The organism is Xanthomonas prunicola (genome assembly GCF_025266575.1).
Taxonomy (GTDB): domain Bacteria; phylum Pseudomonadota; class Gammaproteobacteria; order Xanthomonadales; family Xanthomonadaceae; genus Xanthomonas; species Xanthomonas prunicola.
In genome coordinates this window covers 1,176,845-1,197,314 of the sequence record NZ_CP096142.1, presented here as the reverse complement: position 1 = coordinate 1,197,314, position 20,470 = coordinate 1,176,845, and the positions used below count along the sequence as shown (strand labels likewise).

Below are 20,470 nucleotides of genomic sequence, written 5' to 3'. Positions count from 1 at the left end.
GTGCGCGGGTGCCGTGGCGACCCAAGGCCGGCGCACGACGGTGTGTGCGCGGGAACGAACCTCGCATCCGCCAGGTCCGTGCCGGTACGCGGCGATGTGATGCCGGTCACCGCAAGCGCTCCCGACCGCCCGGCCGGAGCGCTGGCATTCGCAAAGCGCAGCGCTTTTGCGCAGCGTGTCCGCGTGTGCTGTGGCGCACGATGCACGCTTGCTGGCGATGCGTCCCGCCGGCATGCCGCCGCCGACCAGCATCGGACAGGGGAGGCGCGAGGTGGACTACCATTTCATTTCAGGGCTGCCGCGGGCGGGGTCGTCCCTGCTGGCCGCGTTGCTGCGTCAGAACCCGCACTTGCACGCAGATGTCACCTCGCCGGTCGCGCGACTCTACGCGGCGATGCTGATGGGCATGAGCGAGGAACATCCCTCCAACGTGCAGATCGACGACGCACAGCGGGTGCGGCTGCTGCGTTCGGTATTCGACGCCTATTACCAGGATCGCCAGGGGCTGGGCACGGTGTTCGACACCAACCGCGCCTGGTGCAGCCGCCTGACAGGTCTGGCGACGCTATTCCCGCGCAGCCGCCTCATCTGTTGCGTACGCGATGTCGGCTGGGTCGTCGATAGCTTCGAGCGCCTGGCGCAGACCCAGCCACTGCGCTTGTCGGCGTTGTTCGGCTACGACCCGGAAGACTCGGTCTCGCTGCGCGCGGACCTGCTGACCGCACCGCGCGGCGTGGTGGGCTATGCGCTGGATGGGCTGCGCCAGGCGTTCTACGGCGAACATGCCGATCGTCTGCTGCTGTTGCGCTACGACACGCTGGCGCAGCGGCCGGCGCAGGCGATGGAGCAAATCTACGCCTTCCTGCAACTGCCGGCGTTCGCGCACGACTATGCCGGTGTCCAGGCCGAGGCCGAACGCTTCGATGCCGCGCTGCAGATGCCGGACCTGCATCGTGTCCGTCGCGGGGTGCAGTACGTCCCCCGGCGCAGCGTGTTGCCGCCGGCGCTATTCGAACGGTTGCAGGAACTGGCCTTCTGGGAACACGGGCCCTCGCATGGAGCCCTGCTGGTATGAGCAGGCACGTGGCGTGGCAGCGCACGGCGACGCGGCAGCGGAAATACCGGGCAGGCGGGCAGCACGGGCGGGCGTCGGCGGCCGCTGGCGGATGACGCCCCTGTTCCGACGCGAGGCGGTGGACTACCGGCAGCGCAGTCGGCTCGGGCCGGTGGTGCTGCGTCAGCATGGCGTGCTGCGTTGGTGCGTGGGCCTGTTGATGGCGACAGTGATCCTGCTGTTGGTCGGATTCTTCCGCCTGGGCTTCGCGCGTAGCCAGACCTTGTATGGCACGGTCGTCCCGGCGGGCGGACTGATCGCCCTCACCACCCCACAGTCGGGCGTGGTGGTGCAGGTCGGCGCCGTGCAGGGCCAGGTCGTCGCTGCGGGCCAGGTGCTGTTCGTGTTGTCGTCCGAACATCGTGACGATCGCGGGAGGCCGACCCAGCGTGCCGCTGCGGTGCTGGCCGAACAGCAGCGCCTGGCCGTCGAGGCGATGGCGCAGTTGCGTGTCCAGGGGCGCGTGCAACAGCAGGCGGCTGTGCGGGCGCTGGCCGGCCTGCGCGATCGTCTGCAGCAGATCGATGCCGAGCTGGACTTGCTGCGCCATCGGCAGCAGCTGACCCAATCGATCGAGCAGCGTTACCGCACCGCGTTGACGCGCGGCCTGGTCAGTCGGCAATTCGTCGACGAGAAGCAGGCCGACGTGCTCGACCAACGCGCGCATACCCTGGAGCTGCAGCGCGAGCGCATGGCCTTGGCCGATGCACTTGCGCAGGCCCAGGCCGAGTTGCAGCAGCTACCGTCGAGCTTGCGCCAACAATTGGCGATGGCCGGTGCCGGCCTGCAGGAGGACCGGCGTGCGGCGATCGAGCAGGCTGCCGCGTCGCGTTGGGAAGTGCGCGCGCCGCGTGCCGGGCGTGTGGCGCTGCGACCGCTGCAGATCGGCCAGGCGGTCGCGCAGGGGCAACGCCTGGCCGATCTGCTGCCGACGTCCATGGCGATCGAGGTCGTGTTGTATGCGCCCTCCCGGGCCGCCGGGCTGATTGGGCCCGGGATGCCGGTGCAACTGCGCTTGGATGCCTTGCCCTACCAGCACTACGGTCAGTTTGCCGGGCGGGTGGTCGAGATCGCCGCGGCGCCCGAGCCGCCGCGCGTCGACGCTACGTCGGTGAGCGAACCGTTATACCGCGTGCGGGTGCGCCTGGCTGGGGATGCCGCGCTGCGTGCACGACGCACGGCGGTCCTGCGACCGGGCATGCGCGTGCAGGGCACGCTGGCATTGGAATGGCGGCGTTTCTCGCAGTGGGCGTTCGAGCCGCTGTCCAGCTTGCACGGCACGCTGCGATGAGCCGGTGGTGGGCGCAGCTGCGCCGAGCATCCGGCGTGCGTGCGTTGCCGATGATTCTGCAGGGGCAAGTCGGCGAATGCGGATTGGCGGCCATGGCCATGATCGCCCACTATCACGGTTGCCACGTCGGCCTGGCCGAACTGCGCCGCCGGTTCCTGCTGTCGCGGCAGGGGACCAACCTGGCCAATCTGGTCGCGATCGCGCAGGCGCTCGGTCTGCAGGCGCGCGCGTTGCGGCTGGAAATGGACGCGCTGCCGGAGTTGCAGCTGCCCTGCATCGTGCATTGGGATCTCAATCATTTCGTCGTGCTCAAGCGGGTGGGCGCCCGCCGTCTGCAGATCCACGATCCGGCCAGCGGGCCACGGAGCCTGACGCCAGGCCAATTCGCTCGCCATTTCTCCGGAATCGCGCTGGAACTCAGCCCGGCCCCCGACTTCCGTCCGCAAGCTGCGGCGCCGGCAGTGGCGTTGTCCTCGTTGATCGGTCGTGTCCACGGGCTTGGACGGGCGGTCTGGCAGGTGCTTGCGTTGGCATTCGCGCTCGAGGTGCTCAGCCTGGGAATGCCGTTCCAACTGCAGTGGATCGTCGATCAGGCGGTGCCGTCGGCCGACATCGGGTTGATCCATGTCCTTGGCGCCGGGTTCCTGTTGCTGGTGGTCCTGCAATCGTGCATCGCCCTGCTGCGCGGATGGCTGATCGCCAGCGTGTCGGCACAGCTGGGCTTTCAATGGATGGGGCAGGTGTTTGCGCACCTGCTCGCACTCCCGTTGGCGTATTTCGAGAAGCGTCACCTCGGCGGCATCCAGTCGCGCTTCGCCTCGATCACGCAGGTGCAACGCACCTTGACGACCGGATTCACCCAGACCCTGGTCGATGGCGTGCTGGTGATCGGCACCCTCGGCCTGATGCTGGTCTACAGCGTCGGCCTCAGCGCGATCACGCTGGTGGCGGTAGCGCTGTATGCGGCGACACGATGGCTGTGGCTGCGGCGGATGCGCGAAGCCGCCGCCGAGCAGTTGTTGTGGGACGCGCGCCAGCACACCCACCTGCTGGAGAGCGTGCGCGGCATCCAGGGCGTGCGGCTGTTCGGTCGCCAGCAGGTGCGGCGCATGGACTGGACCCATCTGCTGGCCGAACAGACCAATGCACAACTGCGCCTGGCGCAGGGCGAGGTCTGGCAGTCGTCACTCAAGCGCCTGCTGTTCGGATGCGAGCGGGTGCTGGTGATCTGGCTCGCCGCGTTCGCGATCCTGCGCGCAGAGCTTTCCCTGGGCATGCTGCTGGCATTCATGGCCTATCGCGAGCAGTTCGCCATGCGCTTGTCCGAGCTGATCGATCGGCTGGTGGAGTTCCGCCTGTTGCGCGTCCATCTGGAGCGGGTGGCCGACATCGTCCATCAGCCGCGCGAGGAGGCCGATCAGCGCCTCGATGCGCCGGCCTGGAACGACACCACCATCGAACTGTGCGGTATCGGCTTCCGCTACGCCGACGATACCCCGGCGGTGCTCGAAGACGTCAGCGTGCGCATCGCCAGCGGGGAATGCGTGGCCATCACCGGCGCGTCCGGGTGCGGCAAGACCACCCTGGTCAAGGTGATCCTCGGCCTGCTGAAACCCAGCGCCGGGCAAGTGAAGATCGGCGGGCGCCCACTGAGCGACGCGGCGCTGACGCACTATCGCGCCATCGTCGGCACGGTGATGCAGGACGATCTGCTGTTCACCGGATCGGTCAGCGAAAACATCAGTTTCTTCGACCCGGAGCCGGACCAAGCGCAGATCGAACGTTGCGCGCGCATCGCCGGCGTGCACCAGGAGGTGGAGCAGATGCCGCTCGGCTACGCTTCGTTGTTGAGCGAGTCGGGCACCGGGTTGTCGGGCGGGCAGAGGCAACGCGTCTTGCTGGCGCGCGCGCTGTACAGGTCGCCGCGCATCCTGGTGCTGGACGAGGCGACCAGCCATCTGGACGTCATGAACGAGCAGCGCGTCAATCGCGCCATCCAGGCAATGCAGGTCACCCGGATCATCGTGGCGCATCGGCGCGAAACCGTGGGCATGGCCGCGCGCGTCATTACCCTGGAGCGGGGACGGGTGGTGAGCGATCAGTCGATCGCCGACTGGCAGCGGTTGCAGGAGCGCTCCACCGCAGCCGACTGATCGCTGCCGCTTCCACTGGCGCCGAGCAATGCCGGCTTCGTTGTTGCACGTGCTCGCAGGCGCTCGGCTGGGCAGGAGGACGATGCCGTGCTGGTACGAAGCGGGCGCGACGGCGATCTGATGTCTGCGTGCCGTGCATGCGCTCCAACGCTGGCCGCATGCGTTGGCAGTTGGCGTAAAGTGTCGGCTCCTTTGCCCCCGTGCCTGCCGCTGCGGTCGTTGGCCTGACCACCGCTGTCGGTGCCTGCGCGTGGGGAGTTCTCCGGATACCGTTGCGCATGACTTCTGCTGTTCCCTCCACCCGTCGCATGGCGCTGCTGCTTGCTGGGCTGGCGATGTTCGGCCCGTTTTCGATCGACACCATCTTCCCGGCGTTCTCGCAGCTCAGCCGCAGCCTGGCGGTGGACGAGGTGGCGATCCAGCAGACCATCAGCGTCTATCTGCTGGCCTACGGCCTGATGAGCATTGCGCACGGGCCGTTGTCCGATGCGTGGGGCCGTAAGCGGGTGATCCTGGGCGGTCTGGCGTTGTTTATCGCCGGCTCGGTCGGTTGTGCGCTGTCGCAAGACTTGCCCATGCTGCTGGCGTTCCGCGCGCTGCAGGGCTTGTCGGCCGGCGTGGGCATGATCGTCGGCCGCGCGGTGATCCGCGACCTGTTCAATGGACCGGATGCCCAGCGGCTGATGAGCCAGGTGTCGATCATCTTCGGCATTGCGCCGGCCATCGCGCCGATCATTGGCGGCTGGATCCTGCTCAGTGGCGCCGGCTGGCCGGTGATCTTCTGGTTTCTGGTGGTGTTCGGCCTGGTGCTGCTGGTGGCAACCATGACTTGGCTGCCGGAGACCCTGCCGGTGGAAGCGCGTACGCCGCTGCAGTTCAAGCGCCTGCTGCAGGACTATGTGCGCATCGGCTTCAACCCGCGCTTCCAGCGTCTGGCTGCGGCCGGGTCGTTCAATTTTGCCGGCATCTTCTTGTACATCGCCTCGGCGCCGGTGCTGATCATGCAGCATCTGAAGCTGGGCGAAGGCGACTTCGCCTGGCTATTCATTCCCACCATCGGCGGCATGACGCTGGGTTCGTTCCTGTCCGGGCGCATGGCCGGGCGCATGGACCCGGTGCGGCAGATCCGCATCGGCTTCATCTGCTGCGGGGTGGCGGCGCTGGTCAATCAGGCCTACACGTTTGCGGTGGTGCAGATCGCCTTGCCGTGGGCGGTGCTGCCGATCTTCCTGGCGGGCATGGGCATGGCGCTGATCTTCCCGATCCTGGCGCTGGCGGTGCTGGACATGTACCCGCTGCAGCGCGGCCTGGCGTCCTCGCTGCAGGCCTTCACCCAGTTGATGACCAATACGGTGGTGGCCGGCGTGCTGTCGCCGCTGCTGAGTGAACACCCGCGGCATCTGGCGATCGGCATGACCGGTTTTTTCTTGCTGGGCTGGCTATTCTGGCGTTGGGAACGCCGCAGCGGACGCCGTTTACGACACCGCCAGGCCACCGAGGCAGTGCCTCTGGAGCCGGCCGACCACCTCTGACCCCACAGGAGCCTGCATGTCCACCGATTCCAAGTTGCGCCGCGATGCCCGCAAGCGCGCCGCCGAGCGCCAGCGCAACCAGGCCGCCGCCAATCCCGCGCCGGTCTCCCCGATCGAACCGCATGCCGAACTCCGCGATCAGCAACGCACGCTTCTGGCCGGCATCGTCCGCCGCGACGGCGAATGGGTGCTGGGCATGGATGGCCGCATCGCCGGCGAAAGCACCAGCGCCGCGCAGGTACTGGCGCTGATCATGCGCGCCGCCGAGCTGCACGAACGCCAGGGCACGCCGGTACGGCTGACCTACTCGGACGCCCTCAAGGACGCCGCGCACGCCGAAGCCCGTGCCGACGGCATGGAGTTCGAGCAATTCAAGACCAAATTGAGCGAACGATTGCAGGGCGGCGCCAAGCTCAATTGAGCTTGGCTGCACAAGCGCGTTTGGTGACAAGACGTTATGTCATTGCCGCGATTCGGCAGTGACATAACGGTAAGCATCGTGTGTCAGCGCGGCGCAGCAGGCGCAGCTATCGTGGTCGCCGGAGCGGCGGCAGTTGTCTGCCACCCACACATCTGCCCCTGATTCTGCTGCTTCAGCCATTCGCTCATCGGCGCGAAATATTCCAGCATCGGGCCGGCGTCGAGTTTGTCGTTGCCGGTGAGTTCCTTGAGGGTGGTTTGCCACGGTTGGCTGGAGCCGCGCTGCAGCATCGACCAGAACTTCTGCCCGGCGTCCTTGTTGCCGTAGAAGCTGCATTCGTACAGCGGGCCCTGATGGCCGGCCGCCTGGCACAGGCCTTTGTAGAACTGGAATTGCAGGATGTGCGCCAAAAAATAGCGCGTATACGGCGTGTTGCCGGGCACGTGGTACTTGGCGCCGGGATCGAAGAATTCTTCGCCACGTGCGCTCACCGGCGCCACGCCCTGGTACTTGGCTTTGAGTTCCCACCACGCCTGGTTGTAATGCTCGGGCGTAATCGACCCGTCGAACACGCCCCAGCGCCAGCGATCAATCATCAGGCCGAACGGCAGGAACGCCACCTTGCTCAGCGCCATGCGCATCTGCGAATTGATCAATGACTCGCGGCCGGTCTGCTGTTCGCCCACCATGCCGATCGACTGCAGATACTTGGGCGTCATCGCCAGCACGATGGTGTCGCCGATCGCTTCGTGGAACCCATCGTTGGCGCCGTTCTGGAACAGCGGCGGCAACGGGTTGTAGGCCAGGTCGTAATAGATGTGGCCTAGCTCGTGATAGATGGTGGTGAAATCTTCTTCGGTGGGTTTGATGCACATCTTGGTGCGCACATCCGCACCGATGTTCTGGTTCGGTTCGCCGCCCATGTTCATGTCCCAGGCGCTGGCGTGGCAGACCACATCGCGGTCCAGCGGTTTGATGAACTGCGAGCGCTGCCAATAGGTGTCCGGCAGCTTGGGCATGCCGAGCGAGGTGTAGAAATCCTGCGCGCGCTCGGTCATCTGTTTGGCGGTGCGCAGCTGTGCTTCGCGCTCGGCATTGAAGCGTGCGGCTGCGCCACCATCGCCTCCGGTGTTGCGTGCCAGCACGGCAGTGAGGTTGCCCTGGTACTGTTTTTCCAGCGCTGAGGTGATGTCCAGATCGCCGGCACCGGGGTAGGGCTGCAGCAGATCCCACAGATTGCTCCAGTCCTGCTGCCACATATTGCCCATCAGATGCGCCGGCAACAGGCCGCCGGCGACCTCGCCCTTGTCCTTGCCGTATTGCGTATCGAGTTTGCCACGCGCATAGCACTGCAACTGCGCGTACAGCGGTTTGACCTGTTCCCACAGGCGGTCGGTTTCGCTGGCCAGTTGCGCCGGTGGCATGTCGTAGCCACTGCGCCACAACACCCCGACGTCGGCGAAGCCAAGTCCGCGCGCGCCTTCGTTGGCGAGCTCGACGAAGCGTTGGTAATCCTTGCGCATGGGCTGTGCGGTGCTGTGCCAGCCCTGCCAGGCGTCGAGTTGTTCGGTGTAGTCGCGGCTGCTGGCCAGCACTTGTTCCAGTTCGCCGAGCTGGCGGCAGCGGCGCTGCTCGCCCTCGCCCATGCAGTAACTGCCGCTGCCGTAATCGCCTTCCATCTTGGCGGCGATGCGGGTGAGTTCGGCCAGCTTTGCCGGGTCGCGTGGTGCGGGCAGGGCGCTCATGAATTTCAGCAATTGCAGCGCACGCGCGCTGTCGGCCGACATCGATGTGCCGGCGTACTGCTTGGATTGTTCGATCCAGCGATCCAGCTGCGCCAGCGAACGCTCGTTGGCCTTGGCCGCGAGCAATTGCGAATCGCCGTTGATATAGGTCGACGACAGCCACTGCGCGGCAGTGGTTTCCGGATAGGCCGCCTTGTATTCGGCGCTGATGCGCGCAACGAACTGGTCGGCGCTTTCCTCCGGGGCAGTTTTAGTCGCGACAGGTTTGGCGGGCGGTGCCGCATCCCGGCGGCAGGCCGACAGGCTCAGGGTGCCGGCAGCCACAGCCAACGCCAGCAACAGCAAACGAGGATTCACGGGTGGTCCTTGCGGTGAAGTCCGGCGAAGGCTAGAGCGCGCCGGGTTTCAGGGCAAGGGGCAATGCCCGCCACGCATGCGATGGCACGGGCTAGCTGCAGGCGCTGCCGATCAGCGCAGCGCCGTCGTGCCTGTGCACTTGGCGAACAGGTCGCGCTCGGGCGAGTAGACGCTGGTCTTGACCTGCATCAACCCAAGCACCGAGGGGAACAGCGCATCCTGATCGGTATATTGCCCTGCGCGGTGGCGCAGGCAGGCTTCATCCAGGCCGCGATCGCGCGCGAACTCCGGCGAGAACCACATCACCATCGGCACATGGGTCTGCTCCTTGGGCGCAATGGCATACGGCACGCCGTGCAGGTACAGGCCTTTTTCGCCGAGCGATTCGCCATGATCGGAGAGATAGATCATCGCCGTGTCGTAGTCTTGAAGACCGCGCAGAGTGTGGATGGCCTGATTGAGGAAATGGTCGGTGTACAGGAGGGAATTGTCGTAGGCGTTGACGATGTCCTGGCGACTGCAGCTGCCTAGATCTGCGGTCTTGCAGACGGGCTTGAAGCGTTCGAACTGCGCTGGGTAGCGTTCGAAGTAACTCGGCCCGTGGCTACCCAGTTGATGCACCACCACCACGCGGTCGCCGGGCTTTGCCCGCACCTGCGTGGCCAGATCACTCAGCAAAATCTCGTCCATGCAGCGGCCATCTGCGCACAGGCCAGGTGTGGTGGCATCGTCCAGCTTCTGGATCTCCAATCCGTCGCACACGCCCTTGCAACCGGACTGGTTGTCGCGCCATAGCGTCGAAATACCTGCGTGTTCCAGCACGTGCAGGAACGACTGATGGCCGCGAATCATGTCCTCGTTGTAGTCGCGACGACCGTATGGCGAGAACATGCAGGGCACCGAGACCTCGGTGCTGGTGCCGCACGAATGCATGTCGGGGAAGTTGATCACCCCGGCCTGCGCCAGCTCCGGCGTGGTCTGCCGCGCATAGCCGTTGAGGCCCCAGTTCTGCGCGCGCGCAGTTTCACCCAGCACCACCAGCAACAGGCGCGGGCGGCTGCCCGGCGCACGCGGCGTGGCCATGGCGTCGTGTTCGATCGGCTGTTTGGGAGCGCGCTTCATCGGCGAATCGGATTTGAGATTCTGCCGCAGTGCCACGATGTAATTGATCGGCGTGGCCAGGTAACGCACTTCGCGGTGGTTGCGCATCAACGCGGAAATATCCTGCGACGACAGCATGGTGCCCGCAGCACCTGCCACCGCCACGACCAGCAGAAAGCTCACCCGCATCAGGAACGCTTTTCCCGCGCTGCGCGCGCGCAGACGCGTGCGCCATAGCAGCGCTGTTGGGATCAGGAAGTAGCACAGCAGCGGCAGGATCAGGCCGGGTGTCAGCAACTCGCGCGATTCCTTGTGATCGGTATGCAGCACGTTGCGCAGCATGTCCGCATCCAGATAGACGTTGTAGCTGTCCATGTAGTGTGCGGCCAGGGCCGTGGTGAACAGCAGCAGCGTCAGCAGCGGCTTTGCATTCCAGCGCCAGACCAAGACGCCCAACAGCAGCGCATGCACGGCCACCAGCAACGCCATCAACGAGATGGCAAATCCAATGCTGCCCGGATGCGTGGCCATGGCCGTGCGCCAGAACAGCTGATTGCAGACGAGTGCAAAAAATAGACTCGACAGCAGTACCAGCGCTTCGGTGGATACTGTCGGCCGCGTACTCCACGTCAGCGCGCGCAGGCCACTACGCCGGCGCGGTTCCGGTAACCAAGTGCTCATGCTGCATCCCCCGATAACAACATCAAGCCAAGTAAGCGACGCGGCTTTTGCAGCATCACGCAGTACAGTGCAAGTGCGCTCACCCAACACACTGCCAACGACCACAGGTCGTGGGAGAGAAAATGCGCGCCGCGCAGTTGTTGTGCAACACCGAAAATGAGACCTGCTGCCAACCCTGTAAACAAACCTGTAAACCGCCATGCAGGACGGAGCGCTAGCGCACAAAAATACAGCGCTACCCATGCATAACCGGCACTGGCATGGCCAGCAGGAAAACAACCGGACGCGGCAACACCGTGGCGCGATTCAAACAGCCCGATCATCGCTTGCGTACCGCCATAGCGGCTCAGATCCCACGGGCAATCCATCCCAGTCCACGACTTGAGCAGCGATACCAGCGAGGTCGACAGTGCGACGGATGCGGCCAGGTAGGTCAACGGCCAGCGCAGCACCTTCAGGCGTGGCCTGCACCAGGCAACGATGGCCAGCACCAGCACGCCGACACCGGCAGCCGTGCTCGACCATTTACCAATGCGGTGGATCACGCCACTGGTGAACCAATGGTCCTTGAGCAGCCAGTGGCCGCCTTCCAGCCGATACAGCACATCGGCGATCCATTGGTCGCCACCGGCACCCATCAGCAGTGTGCTCGCCAACAACACGCAGGCCAGCGGCAGCCACAGATGACGCACGAAGAAGTGCGCCTCCAGACCAGTGGCGGGATACGCCACGGTTGGCGCATGGCTGGGAAGCGTTGTCATTAAAGATGTCGGCCTGTGTCAATGTCCGACATCTTCGAAACCCGGATGTCGGAAAGCGGTCGGACCGGAGTTGCTCGGCCGTTAACCCGACACCAAGCATTCAGTCTGCATCGCCTTCGCTACCGGTTTGTTCGGCGTCGGGCGCAGTGGAGATGCAACCGGCATGCCACGCCGTGCCCGGCAGCAATTCCCATTGATTGCGATTGGACTCGCCGATCTCGATGCGTTGCGCCGGATCGATACACGCCGGTACCGCCTGCTTGAGCACGAATAGCCAGCGGGTGTGCGGCGCTTGCGCGAGCCATGGGCCGGCCTTGGCCCATTGGTCCTCCCAGCTCGCCTTGAAGCCGAAGTCGGTCACCGGGCGATCGGCCTGCAGCAGGTTCTGTTCGCGCCACGCCAGCATGCCCAGCTCTGCATTCGGGCCGATGCGCTGGCCCACGCGCTGCATCAAACGTGCGGACGAGCTGTATGGATCCAGCGCCGGCATCAACCCCAGGCCGTAGATCGCCCACAGCGTTGCGGTCATCACCACCAAGGCGGTACCCGCGCGTTTGCCGCGCGACCAAGCGGTCGCCGCCAGGCCGACCACCCCCAGGCCCATCAACCAGATGCCCACCGACTGCAGCGCGGCAAGCTCCATGCCGCGCTTGACTGCAGTGCTTTCGGCCCAGTGCAGGTGCAGCGCAATGCCGCCGCCCAGCACCAGGCCGGCGACGGCAAGCAGCAGCACATATCCGGTCAGCAGCATGCGCACGCCGCGCCGGCGCAACAACCCGGCCAGCAGCGGCGCCGCTGCAATGCACAGCGCCGGCAGCATCGGGAAGATGTAGACCTCGCGCTTGCCCGGGCTGGCGCTGAAGAACAGCAGTACCAACACGCTCCAGGCCAGCAGCAGCACATGGCGCGGGTCGCCGCGCCGTAGCCGCCGCCACCAGGCCGGCAGTAACCAGGGCAACAACAGGCAGCCTGGCAGCCACAGGGTGGCGATCACCTGCAGGTAGTACCAGAATGGTTTGACGTGATGCCAGGCGTGCGCATAGCGCGTGCCGGTCTGCTTGAACAACAGCTCGTGCGCGTAGGCATGCAGCTGTGGGTCGTCGCTGTGCAGCAGCGCAATGCACAGCGGACCCAACCACACGGCGGTGCCCGCCACGAAGGCCGGCAGCACCAGCAACCAGCTACGCCCTGCCTGCGCGCGCGCCGGCACTACGCTCATGTGTGTGCGTCGCAGCGCCATCCACGGCAGCAACAGCAGCAGCGGCAGAAAGCCGACGCCCTTGGTCACCGTGCCGACACCGGCGGCAAACAGGCCCAGCGTCCATGCGCGCCAGTCCGGCCCTCGCAGCAGGTGTCGCAGCATTCCCCACAACGCGAGTGTGGTCAGCGCCACCAGCACCATGTCGATCTGCGCACGCTTGGCCATCAGGCCGAACTGCAGCACCGTGCACAATGCCAGCACCGCATAGGCCGCCACGCGCCGATTCCACAGCCGGCGCGCGATATCCCATGTCAGCCATAACGTGGCCAGGGCGGCCAGCAGCGACGGCAGCAGGAAGGCCACCGGCCAGTGCGGTATCGCTTCGTAGGTCGCTGCCTGCAACCACATGAACACCGGTGGTTTTTCTGCGTACAACTCGCTGCCACGGTGCGGCAACAGCCACTGACCGGTCTCGACCATGGTGCGCGCAGCCAGCACGAAGCGCGGTTCGTCCGGCGGATTGGGCTGGCGCATGCCCAGACCGGCCAGCAGGCTGAAGAGAATCAACAGCAATGCGGCCAGCAGCGTACGCTGGCGGGATGAGCAGGCAGAGATGGCAGGCGACACGCGCACGCTCTGAGTAAATGCGGGCGGACACTATCTGGCAAGTGGGTCGGAAATTTGTCGGAGCAGAGCGCGCCGCATCGAGGGTGGCAGCGCAGGCGTCGCAGGTGCGCGGGTGATTCGAGCGCAACCGATTGGACGGCCGTGCCGGCGATACCGGCCGTGTTCGGCTGGCCTCGGTTAGGATGCGCACATTGTGCCTGCTGGGCCGCCCTGGAACCCCGCTCATGCGGCTACTGGTCATTGAAGACAACCGCAATATGGTTGCCAACCTGTTCGACTACTTCGAAGCGCGCGGGCATACCCTGGACGCCGCGCCCGATGGCATCACCGGCCTGCACCTGGCCACCACCCAGCACTACGACGCGCTGATCCTGGACTGGATGATGCCGCGCATGGATGGCCCGGAGGTGCTGCGCCGGCTGCGCGAACAGCACCAATCCGAGGTACCGGTGATCATGCTCACCGCGCGCGACGAATTGCCGGACAAGATTGCCGGCTTCCGTGCCGGCGCCGACGATTACCTGACCAAGCCGTTCGCGCTACCCGAGCTGGAAGTGCGCATCGAAGCCTTGCTGGCGCGTGCACACGGTCGCCGCCGCGGCAAGCTGCTGCAAGTGGCCGACCTGCGCCTTGACCTGTCCACGCTTGAGGCCACTCGCGCCGGCCAGGTGCTCCATCTGTACCCGGCCTGCCGCAAGCTGCTGGAAGTGCTGATGCAGGCCAGCCCGGCGGCGGTGACGCGGCAACGCCTGGAACAATCGCTGTGGGGCGACGACCCGCCCGACGGCGACATGTTGCGCTCGCATATCTACGAGCTACGCCGCAGCGTGGATGGCCCGTTCGCAGAAAAGCTGATCCACACCTTGCCGCGCCTGGGCTACCGGCTGGCGCAGCTGGATGCGGCCGAGGCGCCTGGCGCAGGCGACAGCAGCGATGTCTAAGCAGCGTCCCCTGGGTCGCCGCGTGCTGGTGTGGTTGTTCGGCTACACGCTGTTGATGACGCTGGCGGTGTTCGGCACTGCGCAATACCTGCACGAACGTGCCGAACACGGCGTATGGCGCTCGCTGCTGAATTCCGAACTGGACAGCATTCTCGAGCGCAGCGTGCAGAATCCGGATTACCACTGGCAGGACTCGGACACCTTGCGGCTGTACCGCATCGACGACCTCGCGCGTACACCAGCGGTATTGCGCACCCTGCATCCTGGCTTGCACGACGGCCTGGAAATCGCCGGCCGCCAGAGCGCGGTGATGGTGCGCGACACCGCGCATGCCGGCCGCCTGGCGCTGGTGCTGGACATCTCGGATTTCGAAGCGCTGGAAAAATTCCTGACCCGCTGGATGCTGGCTGCTGGCATCGCACTGATCGGCATCACCTTGCTGATGGGGACCTATGCGATGGCCCGGTTGGTGCGCCCGCTGGTCGAACTGGCGCGCGACATCGGCGCGTTGCGTCCGGAGCAGCGTGCGCAGCAGATTGCGGTCGGGCCACAGGGCAGCGCCGAGCTTTACGTGATTGCCGATGCGCTCAACAATTATCTCGAGCGCAATAGCCAGTTCGTGGACCGCGAGCGCGCCTTCATCGACAGCGCCAGCCACGAATTGCGCACGCCCATCGCGGTGATTGGCAATGCGGTGGAGCTGGCGCTGGACCAACCCGGCACGCCGTCGGAGGTCCGCCATCAGCTGCAGCGCATCGCGCAGACCAGTGCCTCGGTCGAACAGTTGATCACCTTGCTGCTGGTGCTGGCCAAGGACCCTGGCCGGCTGGTGCGCAGCAGCGATTCGCTGCGGCTGGACCAATTGCTGCCGGATATCGTGGCCGATCATACGCATCTGTGCGCCGACAAGGATCTGCAGCTGGTTGTGGACCCGATGCCGCCGTGTCGCCTGGCCGCGCCGGTCGCCATCGTGCAGACTGCCATTGGCAACCTGCTGCGCAATGCCATCGAAAACAGCGACCGCGGCATCATTCGTATCTCGCTATCGGCGCCCGGTGTCGTCCGCATCGCCGACCCGGGCCACGGCATGACGCCGGAAGAAATCAGCGCCATCTACACGCGCTTGGCACGCGGCAAGGCACGCCAGGGCAGTGGTATCGGGCTGGAATTGATCGGGCGTCTATGCGAACACCTGGGCTGGCATTTGCAGCTGGATTCCAACGCAGGGCAGGGCACGGTGGCGACGCTGGATCTGTCCGGCGCCACTGCGACGGTGCATTGAGGGTAATTCACATGCCGATGGCGCTTGCCGCTGTGCGGACGGTGCTCGGTGCTGTCTGTCTCACGCATCCAGCACGATTCCTGCGTGCGCCTTGCGCACCCGCCGAACGACTGCGCGCGACGATGTGCTCGCCGCTCCAACGCTCAGCGCAGGATCAGGCCGGCAACAAGTCGCGTGCGTGCAACCAGCTACGCGCATTCTCTGCGTCTTGCTCGAACCAGGCGCGCGTGGAGCCCAGGCGATACGTATAGCCCCAGCTGTCCATGTCGGCCATCAGGCGCGCGCTGCCCACGCCGGGCAACTGCTCGGCCAGCAGGATCTGCAGGTAACAGGTGGCGTCTTCTTCATCCACCGAATCGGTGGCGTCGGTATGCACCGCGGCGCGTTTTTCCGCGGGCAGCACGATCAGATGTCCGGCTTCGTGCAGGAGCGAATGCACCGGTGTGTCGTCGCGCACGTACACATCGCAGCCGATGATGCCGGCTTCCGGTTCGCCCCAGAAACTGCCGGGAATCGCCGCGCCCGATTCCACGCGATGCAGGCGCAAGCCATAGCGCGCGAGCAGGGCGGCAGGTGCGTCCAGGCCAATATCGGCCACGCACAGAACATCTGCAGAGATGGGCGTTGCAGGAGTGGCGGTGGTCATGCGCAATGGCTCGCGGTCGGGTCACATGCAACAACGGCACCGTGCGAACGCGGTGCCGTTGTTTGCGTTTACTTGTCGCCGTCTTCCGGCAAGGCGACCGAAATATCCAGCACATCGTGTTCGCCATCCTTGACCAGATCCACACGTACCGCATCGGCATCGATGTTGACGTACTTCTTGATCACTTCCAGCAATTCGCGCTGCAGCAGCGGCAGGTAATCCGGCCCGCCGCGGTGGTTGCGCTCCTGCGCAATGATGATCTGCAGGCGGTTCTTGGCCGTCTCGGCGGTGTTCTTCTTGCTCTTGAGAAAATCGAGCAGGCCCATGCTTACCCTCCGAACAGCTTGCTGAAGAAGCCTTTCTTCTCCACGGATGTGAATCGCATCGGGCGCTCCTCGCCCATGATGCGGGCGACTGCGTCGTCATACGCCTGGCCGGCGGGTGACTCGCCATCCAGGATCACCGGTTCGCCCTTGTTGGAGGCGTTGAGCACATCGCCGGATTCGGGAATGACACCGATCGCCTTCAGGCCCAGCACTTCTTCCACATCGGTGATGCTGAGCATCTCGCCGCCTTCCACGCGACCCGGGCTGTAGCGGGTCAGCAGCAGGAACGCCGGCACCGTCTTGCCTTCCTCGGCCTTGCGGGTCTTGGAATCGAGCAGGCCGATGATGCGGTCCGAGTCGCGCACCGAGGACACTTCCGGATTGACCACCACCACCGCGCGGTCAGCGAAATACATCGACAGGAATGCGCCTTTTTCGATACCGGCCGGCGAATCGCAGACGATGTAGTCGAAGCCGTCGGCAGCAAGGTCCTTGAGCACCTTTTCCACGCCTTCCTGGGTCAGCGCGTCCTTGTCGCGGGTCTGCGAGGCAGCCAGCACGTACAGGTTGTCGAAGCGCTTGTCCTTGATCAGCGACTGCTTGAGCGTTGCTTCGCCATGCACGACGTTGACGAAGTCGTACACCACGCGCCGCTCGCAGCCCATGATCAGGTCCAGGTTGCGCAAGCCGACGTCGAAATCGATGACCGCGACTTTCTTGCCGCGCTTTGCCAACCCGCAGGCCAGGCTTGCGCTGGTGGTGGTCTTGCCGACGCCGCCCTTGCCGGAGGTGACTACGATGATTTCAGCCAAAGGATTTCTCCGAATATTTCTGTGGTTGGGCCGCGTCAATCAAGCGCAGCGATCTTGATCTGATCCTGCTCCAGCCAGACCTGGACGGCCTTGCCACGCAGGTCCATGGGAACATCGTCCAGCACCTTGTAATGGCCAGCGATGGCGACCAGTTCGGCGTGGAAGTCGCGGCAGAAGATGCGCGCGTCGGGGTTGCCCTGCGCGCCGGCCAGAGCGCGGCCACGCAGGGTACCGTAGATATGGATGCTGCCGTCGGCGATGACCTCGGCCCCGGCACCCACCGTACTGAGTACGGTCAGGTCGCAGTTCTCCGCATACAACTGCTGGCCCGAACGCACCGCGGTGCGCTGCATCCGGCCAGGGGCCGGTCGCGCGGCCGGTGGTGACGGTTCGGCACGCGCGGGTGGCGGCGGCGGCGGGCTAACCGCGGCCGACTCGTACTGGGCGCGGAATTTGGCCAGCAATGGCACGCCCAACTGCTGGGACAGCAAGTCGATCTCGCTGGTGCCGTAGGCCAGCGCCACGGGCAGCACGCCGGCCTCGCGCAGACCATCCAGCAGCGCCTTGGCCGTAGCCAGGTCCGGCACCTGCGACAGTCCGCCGAAATCCAGGATCACCGCCGCACGGCCGAACAACTTGGGTGCGCGGGTCACGCGTTCGCGCATTTCCTGCACCAGCCGCGGCACGTCCAGCGTGCGCACGCGCAGGTTGGCGATACCCACCTGGCCGATCTTGAGTTCGCCGGCCTGTTCAAAATCCACACTCACACTTGCCACGCCTTCAGCTCCCCGTCGATGGGTTGGCGGTGGCGGCATGACGCGGCCGGCCCACCCATGGCAAGTCTTCGGGCAACTTGCCGCCATAGGTCTCTTTGACCCACCGGTAGCTACACATGTCTTTCATCAACATGCTGGCGCGCACTTCCACATCAGCCATGGTGTTCTGGCCGACCTCGCGGAAGCCGAAGCTGCCATGGAACAGCAAGGCCGCGTCGGCGCCGTGGTCCAGGAACACCTCGCAGGCCAACTGCGGGTAACGCAGCTCGGTATAGCTCTGCACATCGGCATAAAACGCTCGCCCGACGCCACCGCCGCGGCGGCGGCTGGCGACCACGATGCGGTCGATGTAGAAGAATTCCGGATGACGGTCCCGGAACCAGGCGAAATTGCTGCTGTCGTGGGCACTGCTGCTGCCGAACCCGACCAGAAACCCGGCCAGGTTGCCGTCGCGCTCGGCGACGCGGAAATATTCGGCCTGCTCATAGAAACGTTGCAGCTTGGTTGAATCCAGCGGCAGGATCGCCAGTCCGGCATTGTTGTTCAGGGCCAGGACGGAATCGAGCTCGTGCTCGCGTACGTCGCGGATGACGATCGACATTGGGACTCCGTGGGGTAACGCGTCGACCCTAAATCGGATCTGCGTCGGATTATTACATGCGTGGCCTGAAGCGGGCGACCCGGCGCGCACGATCGGCCCGGCGCGCGGCATGCGCCGGTATGCATCGCCGCGTCAGCATCACCGCCTCTGCTGCTCCCGCATCCGTTGACCGTATCCGCGTGTACGGGCCGGCATGCATGACTTCCGGCAAGAGGCCAGCGCGGTCGCTTACGCCTAAGATGCGGACATGTTGGGATACCTCAGTCATACGCGCGTCCTGCGCTTCGCCGGCCTGTTCACCTGGGCGATGATCGTCATGCCGTTGGTGTACACGTACTGGCCGCCGGCCGAAGAGGGCGACCGCCGCAGCGTGGCCGAAGCGGTCATGATGTCGGCGTTCTTCATCGGCTTCGGTGCCAGCTACTTCTGGCTGACCCGTGGATTGAACAGCGGCGGCCACGCGCACTGGTACGACCGGCTGATCCTGCTGCTGCTCACCATCTGCGCGCTGGCGGTGAGCTATCTCAGCGGGACCGGGCTCGGCAGCATCCTGATGATGGTGGCGGCCGGGGTGATCCCGTGGCTGCTGCCGCTACGCGTGGGCGTGCTGTGGCTGGTGCTGAGTCAGTTGGCGGTGTTGCCGGTGTTTTACTACCTGCGCCCGGACTTCACCCTGTTCGCGGCGCTGATGCAGTCGCTGTTGTACGGCGGCTTTTCGATGTTCATCTTCGTCACCAGCCTGGTCGCACGCCAGCAGACCGATGCGCGCGAAGAACAGCGCCGGCTCAATGCCGAACTGCGCGCCACCCGCGCGCTGCTGGCCGAAAGCGCACGCATCAACGAGCGCACCCGCATCTCGCGCGAGTTGCACGACCTGCTCGGCCACCACCTCACCGCGCTCAGTCTCAACCTGGAAGTGGCAGGCCACATCACCGAGGGTCAGGCCCAGGAACACGTGCGCCAGGCGCACACCCTGGCCAAATTGTTGCTCACTGATGTGCGCGAAGCGGTCAGCCACCTGCGCGACAGCGGCGCCATCGACCTGGAAGCGGCGCTGCGCCCGCTGGTGACCCAGGTGCCGTCGCTGGACATCCACCTGGACATCGCCCAGCCGCTGACCCTGGACGACCCCGAGCGCGCCCACGTGTTGCTGCGCTGTACCCAGGAAATCATCACCAATGCGGTGCGCCATGCCGGCGCGCGCAACCTGTGGATCCAGGTGCGCCGCGATGCCGATACGGTACTGATCGACGCCCGCGACGACGGCCACGGCGCGGATGCGGTTGCGCCCGGCAACGGGCTGCGCGGGATGCGCGAGCGGCTGAACCAGTATGGTGGGAAGCTTGAGATTCAAACCCGGCGGGGTGAGGGCTTCGGCCTGCGCATCGCTGTTCCAGGCGCGCCGGCACTGATGCCTGCGGCCGTGACCCAAGGAGTGTTGTGATGATCCGTGTGTGCCTGGTCGACGATCAAACCCTGGTGCGCCAGGGGATCCGCTCGCTGTTGGCGCTGGACGACGGGATCGAAGTGGTGGCCGAGGCCTCCGACGGCAAGCAGGCGGTGGAGCAGATTCCGCAGATCCAGCCGGACGTGGTGCTGATGGATATGCGCATGCCGGTGATGTCCGGCCTGGAAGCGCTGCAGATGCTCTCGCGCGACGGCACGCTGCCGCCGACGATCATCCTGACCACCTTCGACGACGACCAATTGGTGCTGGCCGGACTCAAGGCCGGCGCCAAGGGCTATCTGCTCAAGGACGTCTCGCTGGAACAGCTGGTTGGCGCCATCCGCACCGTGGCCGACGGCGGCTCGCTGGTGCAGCCGGCAGTGACCCAGCGCCTGCTGTCGGGTCTGGAACACATGCGCAACGAGTTCGTCAGCCTGGACCGGCCCGACCCGCTGACCGACCGCGAGACCGAGATCCTGCGGCTGATGGCGAGCGGGTTTTCCAACAAGGAAATCGCCAATTCGCTGGGCGTGGCCGAGGGCACCATCAAGAATCACGTCTCCAACATCCTCTCCAAGCTCGGCGTACGCGACCGCACGCGCGCGGTACTGAAGGCGTTCGAGTTGCAGTTGGTGTGAGATCGGCGCGGCGCCGT

Annotated in this window: 18 protein-coding genes; 9 read left to right on the top strand and 9 right to left on the bottom strand. The window is 65.4% G+C overall.

Translation table 11 applies throughout. From position 1 onward, the window contains the following. Positions 1-271: 271 nt before the first annotated feature. The 5 genes from raxST to M0D43_RS05060 all read left to right on the top strand — a co-directional run bounded on the left by raxST (position 272) and on the right by M0D43_RS05060 (position 6,511). Complete coding sequence (raxST, locus tag M0D43_RS05080) at positions 272-1,075, top strand: RiPP modification sulfotransferase RaxST (protein ID WP_252163790.1); 804 nt, start codon at positions 272-274, stop codon at positions 1,073-1,075. Next, complete coding sequence (locus M0D43_RS05075) at positions 1,056-2,405, top strand: HlyD family secretion protein (protein WP_252163789.1); 1,350 nt, start codon at positions 1,056-1,058, stop codon at positions 2,403-2,405. The genes raxST and M0D43_RS05075 overlap by 20 nt, the downstream gene beginning before the upstream one ends. Further along, positions 2,402-4,558, top strand: coding sequence for a peptidase domain-containing ABC transporter RaxB (gene raxB, locus M0D43_RS05070; RefSeq protein WP_252163788.1), 2,157 nt, complete (start codon positions 2,402-2,404; stop codon positions 4,556-4,558). Before M0D43_RS05075 ends, raxB begins: the two co-directional genes overlap by 4 nt. A 278-nt stretch (positions 4,559-4,836) precedes the next feature. Further along, on the top strand, positions 4,837-6,090 hold the full coding sequence (locus M0D43_RS05065) for a multidrug effflux MFS transporter (RefSeq protein ID WP_252163787.1): 1,254 nt from the start codon (positions 4,837-4,839) through the stop codon (positions 6,088-6,090). Positions 6,091-6,106: 16 nt separating this feature from the next. Then, entirely contained in the window at positions 6,107-6,511 is a 405-nt protein-coding gene (locus M0D43_RS05060; RefSeq protein ID WP_011260005.1) for a hypothetical protein, read from the top strand. An 83-nt stretch (positions 6,512-6,594) separates the two neighbouring features. On the opposite strand, the gene M0D43_RS05055 is transcribed toward M0D43_RS05060, so the two are convergent. The 4 genes from M0D43_RS05055 to M0D43_RS05040 all read right to left on the bottom strand — a co-directional run bounded on the left by M0D43_RS05055 (position 6,595) and on the right by M0D43_RS05040 (position 12,990). Further along, positions 6,595-8,613, bottom strand: coding sequence for a M2 family metallopeptidase (locus tag M0D43_RS05055; RefSeq protein ID WP_252163786.1), 2,019 nt, complete (start codon positions 8,611-8,613; stop codon positions 6,595-6,597). A 111-nt stretch (positions 8,614-8,724) separates the two neighbouring features. Beyond that, positions 8,725-10,395 carry a phosphoethanolamine transferase gene (locus tag M0D43_RS05050; protein ID WP_252163785.1) on the bottom strand — a complete coding sequence of 557 codons (1,671 nt, stop codon included), beginning with the start codon at positions 10,393-10,395 and terminating at the stop codon, positions 8,725-8,727. Next, positions 10,392-11,156, bottom strand: coding sequence for a phosphatase PAP2 family protein (locus tag M0D43_RS05045; RefSeq protein WP_252163784.1), 765 nt, complete (start codon positions 11,154-11,156; stop codon positions 10,392-10,394). Before M0D43_RS05045 ends, M0D43_RS05050 begins: the two co-directional genes overlap by 4 nt. Before the next feature lie 100 nt (positions 11,157-11,256). After that, positions 11,257-12,990 carry an ArnT family glycosyltransferase gene (locus M0D43_RS05040; protein WP_252163783.1) on the bottom strand — a complete coding sequence of 578 codons (1,734 nt, stop codon included), beginning with the start codon at positions 12,988-12,990 and terminating at the stop codon, positions 11,257-11,259. 218 nt (positions 12,991-13,208) lie between these two features. Here M0D43_RS05040 and M0D43_RS05035 point away from each other — a divergent pair, with 218 nt between their 5' ends. Both M0D43_RS05035 and M0D43_RS05030 read left to right on the top strand, forming a co-directional pair. Next, the gene (locus M0D43_RS05035) at positions 13,209-13,925 is read left to right on the top strand and encodes a response regulator transcription factor (protein WP_101363483.1); all 717 of its coding nucleotides are present in this window, start codon (positions 13,209-13,211) and stop codon (positions 13,923-13,925) included. After that, positions 13,918-15,207 carry a sensor histidine kinase gene (locus M0D43_RS05030; protein ID WP_252163782.1) on the top strand — a complete coding sequence of 430 codons (1,290 nt, stop codon included), beginning with the start codon at positions 13,918-13,920 and terminating at the stop codon, positions 15,205-15,207. The genes M0D43_RS05035 and M0D43_RS05030 overlap by 8 nt, the downstream gene beginning before the upstream one ends. 154 nt (positions 15,208-15,361) lie before the next feature. Here M0D43_RS05030 and M0D43_RS05025 read toward each other — a convergent pair whose 3' ends face one another. The 5 genes from M0D43_RS05025 to M0D43_RS05005 all read right to left on the bottom strand — a co-directional run bounded on the left by M0D43_RS05025 (position 15,362) and on the right by M0D43_RS05005 (position 18,368). Then, positions 15,362-15,853 carry a hypothetical protein gene (locus M0D43_RS05025; RefSeq protein WP_252163781.1) on the bottom strand — a complete coding sequence of 164 codons (492 nt, stop codon included), beginning with the start codon at positions 15,851-15,853 and terminating at the stop codon, positions 15,362-15,364. Between the two features lie 68 nt (positions 15,854-15,921). Continuing rightward, positions 15,922-16,179, bottom strand: coding sequence for a cell division topological specificity factor MinE (minE, locus tag M0D43_RS05020; protein WP_005994583.1), 258 nt, complete (start codon positions 16,177-16,179; stop codon positions 15,922-15,924). A 2-nt stretch (positions 16,180-16,181) separates the two neighbouring features. Continuing rightward, on the bottom strand, positions 16,182-16,991 hold the full coding sequence (minD, locus tag M0D43_RS05015; RefSeq protein ID WP_065469246.1) for a septum site-determining protein MinD: 810 nt from the start codon (positions 16,989-16,991) through the stop codon (positions 16,182-16,184). A 35-nt stretch (positions 16,992-17,026) separates the two neighbouring features. Beyond that, on the bottom strand, positions 17,027-17,767 hold the full coding sequence (gene minC, locus M0D43_RS05010; RefSeq protein ID WP_252163780.1) for a septum site-determining protein MinC: 741 nt from the start codon (positions 17,765-17,767) through the stop codon (positions 17,027-17,029). A gap of 4 nt (positions 17,768-17,771) precedes the next feature. Beyond that, on the bottom strand, positions 17,772-18,368 hold the full coding sequence (locus M0D43_RS05005; protein WP_260808001.1) for a GNAT family N-acetyltransferase: 597 nt from the start codon (positions 18,366-18,368) through the stop codon (positions 17,772-17,774). A 247-nt stretch (positions 18,369-18,615) separates the two neighbouring features. Between M0D43_RS05005 and M0D43_RS05000 the strand changes: the two genes are divergently transcribed. Then, on the top strand, positions 18,616-19,812 hold the full coding sequence (locus M0D43_RS05000; protein WP_252163778.1) for a sensor histidine kinase: 1,197 nt from the start codon (positions 18,616-18,618) through the stop codon (positions 19,810-19,812). Beyond that, positions 19,812-20,453, top strand: a complete 642-nt coding sequence (locus M0D43_RS04995; RefSeq protein ID WP_252163777.1) for a response regulator — start codon at positions 19,812-19,814, stop codon at positions 20,451-20,453. The genes M0D43_RS05000 and M0D43_RS04995 overlap by 1 nt, the downstream gene beginning before the upstream one ends. The last annotated feature ends 17 nt before the right edge of the window (positions 20,454-20,470 follow it).

Bases quoted from the DNA above. Each gene is read 5' to 3' on its own strand.
- raxB (WP_252163788.1), top strand. From the start codon at position 2,402: ATGAGCCGGTGGTGGGCGCAGCTGCGCCGAGCATCCGGCGTGCGTGCG.
- M0D43_RS04995 (WP_252163777.1), top strand. From the start codon at position 19,812: ATGATCCGTGTGTGCCTGGTCGACGATCAAACCCTGGTGCGCCAGGGG.
- M0D43_RS05030 (WP_252163782.1), top strand. From the start codon at position 13,918: ATGTCTAAGCAGCGTCCCCTGGGTCGCCGCGTGCTGGTGTGGTTGTTC.
- M0D43_RS05075 (WP_252163789.1), top strand. From the start codon at position 1,056: ATGGAGCCCTGCTGGTATGAGCAGGCACGTGGCGTGGCAGCGCACGGC.
- M0D43_RS05035 (WP_101363483.1), top strand. From the start codon at position 13,209: ATGCGGCTACTGGTCATTGAAGACAACCGCAATATGGTTGCCAACCTG.
- M0D43_RS05000 (WP_252163778.1), top strand. From the start codon at position 18,616: ATGTTGGGATACCTCAGTCATACGCGCGTCCTGCGCTTCGCCGGCCTG.
- M0D43_RS05005 (WP_260808001.1), bottom strand. From the start codon at position 18,368: ATGTCGATCGTCATCCGCGACGTACGCGAGCACGAGCTCGATTCCGTC.
- M0D43_RS05045 (WP_252163784.1), bottom strand. From the start codon at position 11,156: ATGACAACGCTTCCCAGCCATGCGCCAACCGTGGCGTATCCCGCCACT.
- M0D43_RS05050 (WP_252163785.1), bottom strand. From the start codon at position 10,395: ATGAGCACTTGGTTACCGGAACCGCGCCGGCGTAGTGGCCTGCGCGCG.
- minE (WP_005994583.1), bottom strand. From the start codon at position 16,179: ATGGGCCTGCTCGATTTTCTCAAGAGCAAGAAGAACACCGCCGAGACG.
- M0D43_RS05065 (WP_252163787.1), top strand. From the start codon at position 4,837: ATGACTTCTGCTGTTCCCTCCACCCGTCGCATGGCGCTGCTGCTTGCT.
- M0D43_RS05060 (WP_011260005.1), top strand. From the start codon at position 6,107: ATGTCCACCGATTCCAAGTTGCGCCGCGATGCCCGCAAGCGCGCCGCC.
- M0D43_RS05025 (WP_252163781.1), bottom strand. From the start codon at position 15,853: ATGACCACCGCCACTCCTGCAACGCCCATCTCTGCAGATGTTCTGTGC.